The 13,820-nt window shown below is 67.9% G+C and carries 11 protein-coding genes; 8 read left to right on the plus strand and 3 right to left on the minus strand.

Features of this window, described 5'->3' with window-relative positions:
* Positions 1-98: 98 nt before the first annotated feature.
* A complete protein-coding gene (locus AC3WLF_RS00305) occupies positions 99-1,139 on the minus strand; it encodes an ABC transporter substrate-binding protein (RefSeq protein ID WP_439669935.1) in 1,041 nt (346 codons plus the stop codon).
* Positions 1,140-1,682: 543 nt separating this feature from the next.
* Here AC3WLF_RS00305 and AC3WLF_RS00310 point away from each other — a divergent pair.
* Entirely contained in the window at positions 1,683-2,681 is a 999-nt protein-coding gene (locus AC3WLF_RS00310; RefSeq protein WP_492357632.1) for an isopenicillin N synthase family dioxygenase, read from the plus strand.
* 104 nt (positions 2,682-2,785) lie between these two features.
* On the opposite strand, the gene AC3WLF_RS00315 is transcribed toward AC3WLF_RS00310, so the two are convergent.
* The gene (locus AC3WLF_RS00315; RefSeq protein ID WP_492318553.1) at positions 2,786-3,364 is read right to left on the minus strand and encodes a superoxide dismutase family protein; all 579 of its coding nucleotides are present in this window, start codon (positions 3,362-3,364) and stop codon (positions 2,786-2,788) included.
* A 117-nt stretch (positions 3,365-3,481) separates the two neighbouring features.
* Positions 3,482-4,417: a LysR family transcriptional regulator gene (locus tag AC3WLF_RS00320; RefSeq protein ID WP_492357633.1), complete on the minus strand. Its 936-nt coding sequence runs from the start codon at positions 4,415-4,417 to the stop codon at positions 3,482-3,484.
* A gap of 388 nt (positions 4,418-4,805) precedes the next feature.
* Here AC3WLF_RS00320 and AC3WLF_RS00325 point away from each other — a divergent pair, with 388 nt between their 5' ends.
* The 7 genes from AC3WLF_RS00325 (at position 4,806) to AC3WLF_RS00355 (ending at position 13,805) form a co-directional block, all read left to right on the plus strand.
* The gene (locus tag AC3WLF_RS00325) at positions 4,806-5,771 is read left to right on the plus strand and encodes an alpha/beta hydrolase (RefSeq protein ID WP_492357634.1); all 966 of its coding nucleotides are present in this window, start codon (positions 4,806-4,808) and stop codon (positions 5,769-5,771) included.
* 183 nt (positions 5,772-5,954) lie between these two features.
* Entirely contained in the window at positions 5,955-7,196 is a 1,242-nt protein-coding gene (locus AC3WLF_RS00330) for an efflux RND transporter periplasmic adaptor subunit (protein WP_492318550.1), read from the plus strand.
* Between the two features lie 194 nt (positions 7,197-7,390).
* Positions 7,391-10,576, plus strand: a complete 3,186-nt coding sequence (locus tag AC3WLF_RS00335) for an efflux RND transporter permease subunit (RefSeq protein WP_492352110.1) — start codon at positions 7,391-7,393, stop codon at positions 10,574-10,576.
* A gap of 11 nt (positions 10,577-10,587) precedes the next feature.
* A complete protein-coding gene (locus AC3WLF_RS00340; RefSeq protein WP_037025558.1) occupies positions 10,588-12,120 on the plus strand; it encodes an efflux transporter outer membrane subunit in 1,533 nt (510 codons plus the stop codon).
* Between the two features lie 104 nt (positions 12,121-12,224).
* Complete coding sequence (locus AC3WLF_RS00345; protein WP_492357635.1) at positions 12,225-12,791, plus strand: SRPBCC family protein; 567 nt, start codon at positions 12,225-12,227, stop codon at positions 12,789-12,791.
* A 77-nt stretch (positions 12,792-12,868) separates the two neighbouring features.
* Positions 12,869-13,348, plus strand: coding sequence for a YbhB/YbcL family Raf kinase inhibitor-like protein (locus AC3WLF_RS00350; RefSeq protein WP_492318546.1), 480 nt, complete (start codon positions 12,869-12,871; stop codon positions 13,346-13,348).
* Between the two features lie 25 nt (positions 13,349-13,373).
* Positions 13,374-13,805: a hypothetical protein gene (locus tag AC3WLF_RS00355; protein ID WP_492340449.1), complete on the plus strand. Its 432-nt coding sequence runs from the start codon at positions 13,374-13,376 to the stop codon at positions 13,803-13,805.
* Positions 13,806-13,820: the final 15 nt, after the last annotated feature.

Below are 13,820 nucleotides of genomic sequence, written 5' to 3' on the forward strand. Positions count from 1 at the left end.
GGGCTTAATTACGCACCGGGAGCGGGAAGTGTTGGCGCGCCACGGGGCTCCGGCGCATCGCCCAGGCCAGGGACGATATACAGACGGGCGTGCTCTCCTTACGCCTTGAGGCGGCGGTCTGACGGCGCTGGCAGGAACTGGTCAGTCCAGATGTCCGCCACCGTCAGCGGCGCCTTGATGCCGAAGGCGCCGACGGTTTCATCCAGCGTTGCCTGCAGCCGTGCCGGCGTGGCCGCGCCCCAGCCGTCGCGCCGGGTGTCGGGCGTCTTCATGGTGCCGTCGACAATCAGGCGCAGGCGCTCAGTCTCCAGCGCCTGGTCGGCCAGCGGCTCGCGCGCCTTGACCGCGGCACCGCCCGCGGCGGGATCGGCAATGGCGTCGAGCCAGCCGCGGGTCGAGGCCTTGACGAAGGCCTTCATCACCTCCGGATCGGATGTCATGCTCTTGCGGTTGGCTACCAGCCCGTTGCCGTAGGACTTCATGCCGTAGTCCGAGAAGCGGAACACGGTGATCTTCTCTGGCCCCATGCCGCGCGCCTTCAGGTTCACCAGGCCGGTGAAGAAGAAGTAGGCGGCGGCATCGAAGTCGCCCTTGACGAAGCGCGTGTCACCGATATCGGGCGTGACGCTCTCCCACTTCACGCCGCCGGGGTCGAAGCCCTGCGCCCTGGCGAAGACCGGGAACAGCTTGCGCGAGGCATTGAACGGCTGGCCCAGGATGGACTTGCCGGCCAGGTCCGCTGGCCTGACGATGCCGCTGCCCTTGCGCACCAGGATCGCGTTCGGATTGAGGTCGTACTGGATGGCTACCGCCTTGAGCGCGGCGGACGGATTGGTGGTGTTGAATTCGATCATCGCCGCCAGGTCGGCCGAGGCGCAGTCATAGGCGCCGCCCGCGACCAGGCTGATGGCCGAAGCCGAGCCGTTGCCGGTATCGATGGTGACGTCCAGCCCGGCGTCCTTGTAGTAGCCGCGCTGGTGCGCCAGCAGGAACCCCGCGCCCGAGGCTTCCACCTTCCAGCCGAGATTGAACTTGAACTTCTGCAGCGAGCCCGCCGCGCGGACATGGGGCACCGCGAACGGGGCGGCGGCAAGCAGGGCGGTGGCGCCAGTGGCGCGCAGGAAGGAACGGCGACGCATGTCTTTCTCCGGAACGAATGTCACTGGACGATGCGTGCGCGGGCGGGTGGCGCGGGTGCGGAAGGCGAGCGTGGCCTCCCGGGACGCCGGCACCATGCCGCGCCGGCATGCGGCCAGGGCATGCGCGGGGACCGTGCACATCATCGGGAGCAATTTCCGGGCGGCGTGCCGCTGAACGCTTCTACTCCGCTGCGGTTTCAGCAGGATCCGTGCCGGGCGCTGCGCGGCGCCATGCACCAAGCCGTTGCCCCGAATGCGCCATCACGGCGCAAGCCCCGGCGCAATCGCTGCGATCCCGGTGCAAAACCCCTGGCCCGGAACCTGCATGACCTCGGGCAAGAGTAGAAGCGTTCACCATCCGCGCGGGGCGTCGCAGACGCGCGCCGGATGGCCGGGAATTGCTCTTGAAGTCCGTGCCCCGCGCCATCGCGCAGGCTGGCACAGGCGACCTCAGGAGCGCGTTGTCCCGGCGTGCGTTGCCATGGGTGGTCTGCCTGTGCCGGCGAGGGGCCAATCCCTGATCCGCTTTGCACAAGGAACACCATGAGCCAACCAGACACCGCCTACGCCCTGGCCGAACTCCATCGCGAATCGCGCATGGGCGCGTTCGGTTCGGAAACCCGCCGGCGCGAGATCCGCCGCATCGACCTGTCTGACTACGCGCGGCGCAAGCCGCAAATCGCTGACGAACTGTGGCAGGCATCGGTAGACGTCGGCTTCTTCCAGATCGCCAACCACGGCATCGACCTGGCCAGCGTGCGCGAAGCCTTTGCCATGACCGAGCGCTTCTTCGCGCTGCCTGACGCCGTCAAGGCGCAATACCCGCTGCAGAAGGCCAACAACGCCGGCTGGGAAAGCCGCGCGCAGGTGCGCCCCTCGACCGGCACCCCGGACCAGAAGGAGTCCTACCAGATCACGCGCCCGCACATGGCCGGGCTGTGGCCCGGCGATGACGAACTGGAAGGCTTCCGCGCCACCATGCTTGCCTTCGAGGCGCAATGCTGGGAGGTGGGCATGAAGGTGCTGTCATGCTTCGCCGGCAAGCTCGGCTTTGCCAGCGACTTCTTCACGCAGGCGCACGATCCGCGGGCGCCGGACTACCAGAGCACGCTGCGGCTGCTGCACTACTACGCGATCCCGCCCGAACTGCGCGACAAGCTGGAGCTCTGGCGCGCCGGTGCGCATACGGATTTCGACTGCCTGACGCTGCTGTTCCAGCGCCCCGGCCAGGGCGGGCTGCAGGTCTGCCCCGGCAAGGAGATGGAGGCGCAGGCATGGACCCCGATCGACCCGGACGAGGAAGTCATCACCTGCAATATCGGCGACATGCTGATGCGCTGGAGCGACGACCGGCTGCCGTCGAACTTCCATCGCGTGCGCAATCCCGCGCCGGATGACTACATGGGCCCGCGCTACAGCATGGCGTTCTTCTGCCAGGCCAACCGCGGTGCGATGATCGAAGGGCCGGGCGGCAAGTATCCGCCGATCAGCGCGGGGGATTACCTGCGGCAGCGGGTGAATGCGAATTTCAAGGGGTATTGAGGCGCGGAAGAATTTCCATGCCGACGGTTTGCTCCCCTCTCCCGCTTGCGGGAGAGGGAGAACCCCGGCGGGTTCGCAGGAGTTCTTGGTTCGCTATTCCTACCTTACGAAGCCGCCACCACCCCGCAAGCGATCCGCCCGCCCGCATTACCGGTCGGCTGCGTCTTGTAGTCGTCCGGGTCCTTGTGTACCACCACCGCGCGGCCGATCACCCCGTTGGCGCCCGTGCCAACGGTCAGGTCCGGCAGCAGCATGCTGACGCGAACGTTGCCGCTGGCGTCCGCGGTGACGTTGTTCATGTCGCCGGCATGGTGGTCGGGCATGGTCATCTGGCCGTGGGGCTTGCCGGTCGGGTTGAAGTGGCCGCCCGCGCTCATCGCATCAGGCGCGGAGCAGTCGCCCTTCTCATGGACGTGGAAGCCGTGCACGGAGTTGGGCGGCAGGCCGGTGATCGCCGCGGTCATCATCACGCCGCCGGGCTGCTGCTGGAAGGTCACGGTGCCGGCGGTATTGGCGCCGCTCTTGGGCTGGAGCGTGGCCGTCGCCTTGGCGCTGCTGCCGGTGCTGGTGCTGGCGGCGGACGCGCTGGCCGCAGACGAGGAGGTCTTGCCGGAGCCGGCGCAGCCGGCCAGTGCAATGGTCGCGGCAATGCAGGCCGCCAGGGGGGTAAGCACTTGTTTCATCGGACTCCTCTTCTTGTCATGATTTCGGAAGAAACAGTATAGGCTGGCCGGCGCCAGGCCGATTTCCGGTTTTGTCCTACATACCGCACTAACTGCGGATACTAGCCAATCACGCCATCAGGCCGCGGCCGCCAGCCGCTGCTGTGCCGCACCAAAGTGCGGGTGGCGCGAGAACAGGTCCGCCGCCCAGTTGACGAACACCCGCACCTTGGCCGACAGGTGCCGGTTCTGCGGATACATCGCCGAGATCGGCAGTTCTTCGGTCTGCCAGTCGGTCATGACCTCCACCAGCCGGCCGCTGGCCACATAGGGCTCGGCCATGGCGCGCGAGACCCGTGCCACGCCGTGGCCTTCCAGCGCGCAGCCCATGTAGACATCGGCATCGTTGGTGGAGATGGCCGACGGCAGCAGCACCTCGCTGCGCTCCATGCCGCGTGCCATGGGCCATGGCATCTCACGGCCGGTGCGGTTGGAAAGGAAATTGACCGCCTTGTGCTGGGCCAGTTCGGCCAGGTCGTGGGGGATGCCGAAGCGGTTCAGGTAGATCGGCGAGGCGTAGAACGCCAGTTGCACATGGCCGATGCGGCGAGCCACCATGGATTCCTCGACCGGCGTGCCCACGCGCAGCACCACGTCCACGCCTTCCTGCAGCAGGTCGATCGGCTTGCCGTTGATGGTCAGGTCCAGCTTCAGGTCCGGGTAGGCCTGGAAGAATTCGTGCAGGTGGGGCACCAGCACCAGCTGCGCCAGCCCCGCGGTGGTGTCCACCGACAGCGTGCCGCGCGGCGAGTTGTTCTGCCGCGTCAGTGACTGCTCCGCTTCCTCGACATCGGCCAGGATGCGCACGCACCGTTCGTAATAGGCCGCGCCGTCGTTGGTCACGCTGATGCGGCGCGTGGTCCGGTGCAGCAGCTTGACGCCCAGGTGGGTTTCCAGGTTCTGGATCAGGCGGGTCAGCGTGGCCTTGGGCAAGTCCATCGATTCCGCGGCGCGCGCAAAGCTGCCGACGTCAACGACCCGGGTGAATGCCTGCATTGATACGAGACGGTCCATGATGAGGTTCCGACGATAGATCCGAACGGCGTGCCGCGCGCGCTCGTGACGCACGTGGCCATGCTGGTTGTTGTTGTGGGGAGTCTGCCGGCTGGCTGGTACAGGGACTGCGCGCTGGCTGGGCGCGGGTTCCGGCATGGATTTCTGATCGGGCGCGCACCGGCCTGGCAGACCGCCGCGCGTGCCGAGAGCCGCAGTGAATCACAAAATCCAAGACCTTGTCATGCGTGGGGATATGCGGTTTCAGTGGCATGGCGGGGCGGTTTGCGATTATTCCAATCCCGGAACAGTGCATTGGCGATCTCTCGCTTTATCCCATCCTCGTCAATCACCATAATCCGTTGCATCGCAACACTCAAGCGCATTGTTTCCGTCGTGCGCCAACGCCATGTCCGAGAAGCCAGGCCAACGCCCTGATGCAGCCAGCGCCGCCTCTGCCCCCACGGCAGCCGGGCAGGGGCAGGCGCGCGTGGCCGAGCATACGGTGACCAGTGACGGGCGCGAGATCCTGGTTCGGGTGTGCTACCCGGCGGGCTATCCGGCGCCGGGCGCCGAGGGCGCCGCGCTGCTGCCCTGGCTGGTGTACCTGCATGCCGGCGGCTTCGTCGAAGGCGGCCTGGAACACGCATGCCATCTGGTGCAGGACCTGGCCACCACGGTGCCGGCGGTGGTGGTAACGCCGGCGTATTCGCTGGCGCCGGACCATCCGTTCCCGGCGGCGCCGGAGGACGCGCACAGCACGGTGCAGTGGGTGCTGCGCAATGCCCGGCGGCTGAAGCTGGACAAGGCCCGCTTTGCGCTGGTGGGCGAGGAGGCCGGGGGCAACCTGGCGATCGCGCTGGCGCAGATGCTGCGCGACCGCGGCACCGCGCAGCCGCGCGGGCAATGGCTGATCCGCCCGGTGACGGACCCGTGCCTGCAGCATGCTTCGTGCGCGGGGTTCGACGGCGGGCAGGTGCCGATGGACACCCTGCGGCGCCTGGCCGACAACTATCGCGACTACCTGCCGACGCCGGCGGATACGGTGCATCCGTATGCCGCCCCGGCGCTGGCCTCGCGCCTGGCCGGGCTGCCGCCCACGCTGGTCCAGGTGGCTGAATACGACGCGCTGCGTGCCGAAGGCGAAGCCTTCGCCGGGCGCTTGAGCAAGGCCGGCGTGCCGGCCCAGGCCATGATCATGCCCGGCGCCTGCGGCGACGGCGTGGAAGAGGCCCATGACAGCTGTCAGGCATGGGTCGACGAAGGTGCGCGGTTCCTGCGGCGATGTCTGGCCGCGGCCGACGATACCTCATCCCTGACTGAACGCCGCGCTGACGCCAACGCCAGCCGGCCTGGAGCCAAGCCCGCCGGCTGAGCCGCTCCAGACAACCGCCAGCCGGCTCTGTTTCGGCCAGAGCCAGGACCGCCGCAACACGCAAGCGGTCCTAAGTCCGACCATCAGTTTGGCCATGGTTCCGGTCCGCCCACGCGGACCGGCAGGCGGCGTTCGGCCATTTGCTTTTCCGGTTGAAGAAAACCCGATCCAGGAGTTTGAGAAATGCAGCAGCAGAAACGACGTACTTTGATTGCCCTCGCCATCGTCGTGGTGCTGGGCGCCGGCGTGGCCGGCTCGATCTTGCGCCCATGGCATGGCGGCGAAGCCCATGCCAACACCCCGCCGCCCGCGCCGGCGATTGAAGTGGCCGCCGTGGTCGGCCAGACCATCACCGAGTGGGATGAGTTCTCCGGACGGGTCGAGGCCGTGGAGCGCGTCGAGATCCGCCCGCGCGTCGGCGGCACCATTGACGCCGTGCACTTCCGCGAGGGCGCGCTGGTGAAGAAGGGCGACCCGCTCTTCACCATCGACCCGCGTCCTTATGCCGCGGAAGTCGCCCGTGCCGACGCCGCGCTGGGCGCGGCGCAGGTGCGCGCCGCCCATGCGCAGAGCGAACAGACGCGCGCGCAGCGGCTGCTGGATGACAACGCCATCTCGAAGCGCGAGTTCGACGAGCGCATCAACGCGGCCCGCGAAACCAGCGCCAACGTGCGTGCTGCCCAGGCGCAGCTGGAAACCGCACGCCTGAACCTGGCCTACACCCGCATCACCGCGCCGGTCGCCGGGCGCGTGTCGCGCGCCGAGATCACCGTCGGCAACCTGGTGGCTGCGGGCACGGCCTCGCCGGCCCTGACCACGGTGGTGTCGGTGTCGCCGATCTATGCCAGCTTCGAGATCGACGAGCAGAGCTACCTGCGCTACACCGCGCCGGGTGCCGGCGGTGGCCAGCCCAACCTGCCGGTCTACCTGGGCCTGGCCAACGAGGACGGCAATCCGCATGAGGGCAAGATCCAGTCGGTCGACAACCGCCTGGACCCGCGCAGCGGCACCATCCGCGTGCGCGCGGTGTTCCAGAACGAAGACGGGCGCCTGCTGCCGGGCCTGTACGCCAAGGTCAAGCTGGGCGGCGGCGCGCCGCATGCGGCGGTGCTGGTCAATGACCGCGCCATCGGCACCGACCAGGGCAAGAAGTTCGTGCTGGTGCTGGACAAGACCAACAAGCTGGTCTACCGCGAAGTGGAACTGGGGCCCAACCATGACGGCCTGCGCGTGGTGCGCAAGGGCTTGAAGCCGGGCGAGACCATCGTCGTCAACGGCCTGCAGCGCGTGCGGCCGGGCGATACGGTCCAGCCCAAGCCGGTGGCCATGGCCTTCCGCAGCGAACTGGAACCGCGCGGCAACGCGCCTGATCGCAAGCAGGCCGCGAGCGAGAAAGGCGAAGCCGACGTGAAGCCGGTGAGCTGAGTCATGCGAGCCGATGGTTTGCTCCCCTCTCCCGCTGAGGGGAGAGGGAGCCGGCCTGAGCGATGTTTGATTCCGTCGCTTATGGCAACCACGTGAACCCGCACACCCAGCGCCCCTAGTTTTTTTCGCTCCCAAAGCAGCAGATGGTGCCCGCCATGGCGGACCGCCAGGGGAGCGTTTTTGCAGAGACCAAGATGAATCTCTCTAAATTCTTTATCGACCGCCCCATCTTCGCGGGGGTGCTGTCGGTGCTGATCTTCCTGATTGGCGCCATATCGATGTTCAAGTTACCGATCTCGGAGTACCCGGAAGTGGTGCCGCCGTCGGTGGTGGTGCGCGCGCAGTTTCCGGGCGCCAACCCCAAGGTGATTGCCGAGACCGTGGCTTCGCCGCTGGAAGAGCAGATCAACGGCGTCGAGGACATGCTGTACATGTCTTCGCAGTCCAACAGCGACGGCCTGCTCACGCTGACCGTGACCTTCAAGCTGGGCACCGACCCGGACAAGGCCCAGCAGCTGGTGCAGAACCGCGTCTCGCAGGCCGAGCCGCGCCTGCCGGAAGACGTGCGCCGGCTGGGTATCACCACGGTCAAGAGCTCGCCGGACCTGACCATGGTGGTCCACCTGGTCTCGCCCAACGACCGCTATGACATGACCTACCTGCGCAACTACGCGGTGATCAACGTCAAGGACCGGCTGGCGCGCCTGCAGGGCGTGGGCCAGGTGCAGCTGTTCGGCTCGGGCGATTACGCCATGCGCGTGTGGCTGAACCCCGAGAAGATGGCCGAGCGCCAGCTTGCCACCAGCGACGTGGTCAAGGCCATCCGCGAGCAGAACGTGCAGGTGGCGGCCGGCGTGATCGGCCAGTCGCCGGCGCTGCCGGGCGCGGACCTGCAGCTGTCGGTCAATGCGCAGGGCCGCCTGAGCACGGTGGAGGAGTTCGGCGACATCGTCGTGCGCACTTCCGCAGACGGTGCCGTCACGTACCTGAAGGACGTTGCCCGCATCGAGCTGGGCGCGTCTGAGTACGCACTGCGCTCGCTGCTGGACAACAAGCCGGCGGTGGCCATCCCCATCTTCCAGGCGCCGGGCTCCAACGCCATCCAGATCTCGGATGACGTGCGCAAGACCATGGAAGAGCTCAAGCAGAACTTCCCGGACGGCATCGACTACAGCATCGTCTATGACCCCACGCAGTTCGTGCGCCACTCGATCGAGGCGGTGACGCATACGCTGTTCGAGGCCATCGCGCTGGTGGTGCTGGTGGTGATCCTGTTCCTGCAGACCTGGCGCGCGTCGATCATCCCGCTGCTGGCGGTGCCGGTGTCGATCGTCGGTACCTTCGGGCTGATGCATGCGTTCGGCTTCTCGATCAACGCGCTGTCGCTGTTCGGGCTGGTGCTGGCCATCGGTATCGTGGTCGATGATGCGATCGTGGTGGTGGAAAACGTCGAGCGCAATATCGAAGAGGGGCTGACGCCGAAGGAGGCCACCTACAAGGCCATGCGCGAAGTCAGCGGCCCCATCATCGCGATCGCGCTGACGCTGATCGCCGTGTTCGTGCCGCTGGCCTTCATGACGGGCCTGACCGGCCAGTTCTACAAGCAGTTCGCGCTGACCATCTCGATCTCGACCATCATCTCGGCGTTCAACTCGCTGACGCTGTCGCCGGCGCTGTCGGCACTGCTGCTCAAGAGCCATGACGCGCCCAAGGACTGGCTGTCGCGCTGGATGGATCGCGTGTTCGGCGGTTTCTTCAAGCGCTTCAACCACTTCTTCGGCCGCAGCGCTGAAAGCTATGGCCGTGGCGTGAAGGGCGTGATCCGCCGCAAGGGCTCGGTATTCGGGGTCTACGCGGTGATGCTGGCGCTGACCTGGGGCGTGTTCCAGCTGGTGCCCAAGGGCTTTGTGCCGGCGCAGGACAAGCAGTACCTGGTTGGCTTTGCCAAGCTGCCGGACGGCGCCACGCTGGACCGCACCGAGGACGTGATCCGCAAGATGAGCGATATCGCGCTCAAGCATCCGGGCGTGGAATCGGCGGTGGCCTTCCCGGGCCTGTCGATCAACGGCTTCACCAACAGCCCGAGCGCCGGCATCGTCTTCGCCACGCTCAAGCCGTTCGAGGAGCGCAAGACCAAGGAGTTGTCCGGCGCGGCGATCGCGGCTGACCTGAACCAGAAGTACGCGGCCGTCCAGGATGCCTTTATCGCGGTGTTCCCGCCGCCGCCCGTGCAGGGCCTGGGCACCATCGGCGGCTTCAAGCTGATGATCGAGGACCGTGCGGCGCTGGGCTATGACGCGCTGTTCGAGGCCACCAACGCGTTTGCCAACAAGGCGCGCGCCACGCCAGAGTTGACCGGCATCTTCAGCAACTACCAGGTCAACGTGCCGCAGCTCGACGTCAAGCTGGACCGCGTCAAGGCCAAGCAGCTGGGCGTGCCGGTGACCGAGGTGTTCGACACGCTGCAGACCTACCTGGGCTCGGCCTATGTCAACGACTTCAACAAGTTCGGCCGGACCTACCAGGTCAAGGTGCAGGCAGACGCGCCGTTCCGCGCCCATGCCGAGGACATCCTGCAGCTGAAGACGCGCAACGCCGCCGGCGACATGGTGCCGCTGTCGTCGCTGGTGCAGGTCAAGCAGGGCTTTGGTCCGGACAGCGTGGTGCGCTACAACGGCTTTACCGCCGCCGACATGAACGGCGGGCCCGCGCCCGGGTTCTCGTCGGGCCAGGCCCAGGCCGCGGCCGAGCGCATTGCCGCCGAGACCCTGCCCAAGGGCATGAAGTTTGAATGGACCGAGCTGACCTACCAGGACATCCTGGCCGGCAATGCGGGGGTGTGGATCTTCCCGCTGTGCGTGCTGCTGGTGTTCCTGGTGCTGGCTGCCCAGTATGAAAGCCTGACGCTGCCGCTGGCGGTGATCCTGATCGTGCCGATGAGCCTGCTGGCGGCGATGACCGGGGTGTGGCTGACGCAGGGCGACAACAACATCTTCACGCAGATCGGCTTCATCGTGCTGGTGGGCTTGTCAGCGAAGAACGCGATCCTGATCGTGGAGTTTGCGCGCGAGCTGGAGCATCACGGCCGCACCGTGGTGCAGGCCGCGATCGAAGCCAGCCGCCTGCGCCTGCGCCCGATCCTGATGACCTCGTTCGCTTTCATCATGGGCGTGGTGCCGCTGGTGATCTCCACCGGCGCCGGCTCCGAGATGCGCCATGCCATGGGCGTGGCGGTGTTCGCGGGCATGCTCGGCGTGACCTTCTTCGGGCTGTTCCTGACGCCGGTGTTCTATGTGGCGCTGCGCCTGCTGGCCACGCGCGGCCAGCGCCGCACGGCCACGCAAGAGCAGGGCGCGCAACTGGCTGCATCGGCTGAATAATGGTGATCAACATGAATGCCCCTGCATTTTCGACAACAAATTGGCTGCCTAAGCTGGCGACCCTGGCTGCAGCGCTGATCCTTGCGGGTTGCTCGCTGGCCCCGACCTACAAGGTGCCCGAAACGGCCACCGTGCCGGCCTTCAAGGAGGCCGAGGCCGCCCAGGCCGAAGGCGCGCAATGGAAGACCGCGACGCCGGCCGAAGGCCAGCATCGCGGCGACTGGTGGAAGATCTTCGGCGATGCCGAACTGGACCGCCTGATCGACGCGGCTGGCAGCTCCAACCAGGATCTGGCGATTGCCGCTGCCCGCCTGAAGCAGGCACGGGCCTTCACGGGTGCCACTGAGGCGGACCTGTACCCGCAGCTGAGCGTGGGACTGGACCCGACACGCGCACAGCCGTCGGCGGCCTCGCAAGGCTTGCCTGACGGCACGCGGGTGCCGCCGCAGACGGTGCTGAAGGCGCGCGCCTTCGCCAGCTATGAGCTCGACCTGTTCGGCCGCGTCGCGTCCAGCGTCAACGCCGCCCGCGCTGAAGGCGAGGCCGCGGAGGACCTGTACCGCTCGGTGCAGCTGGCGCTGCAGGCCGACGTGGCGCAGGCGTACTTCGCGCTGCGCACGCTTGACAGCGAGCGCGACCTGCTCAACGCCACCATCAAGCTGCGCGAGGATGCGCTGTCGCTGCTGAAGAAGCGCTATGACGCCGGCGAGACCACCGACCTGGATCCCGCCCGTGCCGAAGCTGAACTCGGCACCGCGCGCGCGGACCTGGCCGGCATCGAGCGCCGCCGCGCCAACCAGGAGCATGCGCTGGCGGTTCTGACCGGCGTGCCGCCGGCGGCATTCTCGCTGCCGGCGCGCCCGTTCGACGCCGCGCCGATCGCGATTCCCGCCGGGCTGCCGTCCGAACTGCTGGAGCGCCGCCCCGACATCGCCGCGGCCGAACGCCAGATGGCCGCGGCCAACGCGCGCATCGGCGTGGCCAAGGCGGCGTTCTTCCCGCGCATCACGCTGACCGGGCTGTTCGGCTTTGAATCGGCGGACCTGTCGAACCTGTTCAAGTGGTCGTCGCGCACCTGGGCGCTGGGGCCGCTGATCGGCTCCACCATCGCACAGACCGTGTTCGATGGCGGCCGCAACAGCGCCAACCTCGCCGGTGCCCGTGCCGCGCACGAGGAATCCGTGGCCGGCTACCGGCAGACCGTGCTGGTGGCGTTCCGCGAGGTGGAAGACAGCCTGGCCGACGTGCGCTGGCTCAGCCAGCAGGCCGGCGCGCTGGACGGCGCACTTGGCGGCGCCCGGCGCGCGGCGCGGATCTCGCGCAGCCGCTATGACGCCGGCGCGGTCGATTACCTGACGGTGATCGATGCCGACCGCACCGTGCTGCAGTCGCAGCGCGAGGCCAACCAGGTGGCCGGCCTGCGCGCTGCGGCAACGGTGTCGCTGATCCGCCGGCTGGGCGGCGGCTGGGGCCCGTTGCCGGAGACGGTGGCGGCCGTGCCGGCGCCGGCGGCCGAGGGCGCGCCGGCATCCCAGGCCCGCTAAGCAGCGCGGGACTGGCGCGATGCTTCCCAGTCACTACACTGGAAGCATCGCGCCATGCGTACAGGATGCACGGGGGCGCCCCGGATGCATCCTGTCCCGCCGCCATGCTTGTTCGACACAGGAAACCGTTCTGGGGACTGATCTTCGCCGCGATCACCGTGGGCATGCTGCTGGCGCCGCTGCCATGGTCCGACCGCACCGCCATCCATGACGAGGTGGTGATTGCGCGCCCGCCAGCGCAGGTGTTCGACTACGTGTCCACGCCGCTGCACTGGCCCAAGTGGCATCCGGCCTCGCTCGGCGTGGCGGGAGCGACCGACCATCCGCTGGGGCAGGGCGAGCGCGTGACCGAGACCTTCATGGTGGCGCAGCGCGGTGGCGCGGTGGTCTGGACTGTCATCGAAAGCCAGCGGCCGCGCACATGGTCGATCGAAGGCGTGGCCGAAGGGCGCAGGGTCGGCACCATCACCTACCGGCTTACGCCCGCCATGACGCCGTCGCTGACCCCGTCGGCCGAACGCACGCGCATTGAGCGGGAATTCCGCTACCGGTCGCCTACGCTGCTCTTCGCCCTGATCAACTGGCTGACGCTGCGCGAGCGCGTCCAGGCCGAGTCCACCGAAGCCGTGCGCCGGCTCAAGGCGCTGCTGGAGACGCAGCCGCCGCCATAGCGCGCGGCGACGCCTTGCGTGGGACACCGATCCGGCCTAAGTTGGAGCCATCCCTCAGTGCGTCCAGCGAGGCCAGTATGCCGTTCCAGCTGCAATCGACCGCATTCGCCCCGGGTGGCGAGATTCCCGCAGAGCACACCTGCGAAGGCGCCGATATTTCCCCGCCGCTTGCCTGGACCGGCCTGCCGCCCGGCACGGCCAGCCTGGCGCTGATCGTCGACGACCCCGACGCACCCGACCCCGCCGCGCCGAAAATGACCTGGGTCCACTGGCTTCTCTATAACCTGCCGTCCCATGCCGAGGCGCTGCCGGCGGACATCGGCAAGGCCGGGCTGCCCGCGGGCACTCGCAACGGGCTGAACGACTGGCACCGCGCCGGTTATGGCGGCCCGTGCCCGCCGATCGGCCGGCACCGCTACTTCTTCAAGCTGTATGCGCTGGACGTGGCGTTGCCGGACCTGGGGATGCCTGACAAGGAGGCGCTGGAGCGGGCGATGCGGGGCCATATCCTGGCCAGCGCAGAGTTGATCGGCACTTACCAGAAGCTGCAGCGCTAGGCGCGGTGCGGCCGGAGGCTACGTCATGTCGCACCGAATGCTCCGCCTCGATCTCCGTGGGCCGTGGTGGCGACTGGCGGCGGCCGGGGCGCTGGCACTGCTGGCCGTGGCGGGCCCGGTGCGCGCCCAGCCACATGAATCCGGCCCGATCACCATCGGCGGTTCGGCGCAGGTGCAGGGGCCGCTGACGGTGCACGGCAAGCTGGTTGTCGCCGGCCACGTCTATGCCAGCGGCCCACTCACCGCCGCGTATTTCACCGGGCCAGCCACCGCGCGGGGGCTGCCGTACGGCGGCGGCTATCTCAAGGTATTCAACGGCCCGGTGACGGTGCATGGCGACATGGTGGTCAGGGGCGACCTGAGCGTGGCCGGCCCGCTGACCGTGGACGGCCCCATTGCCGCCAGCGGCGGCATCGATGCCGACGGGCCCATGCGCGAGCGCGAATACGGGCGCTGACAGCGCGCACCGGGC

This window comes from Cupriavidus sp. FW306-01-F10A (assembly GCF_058782785.1).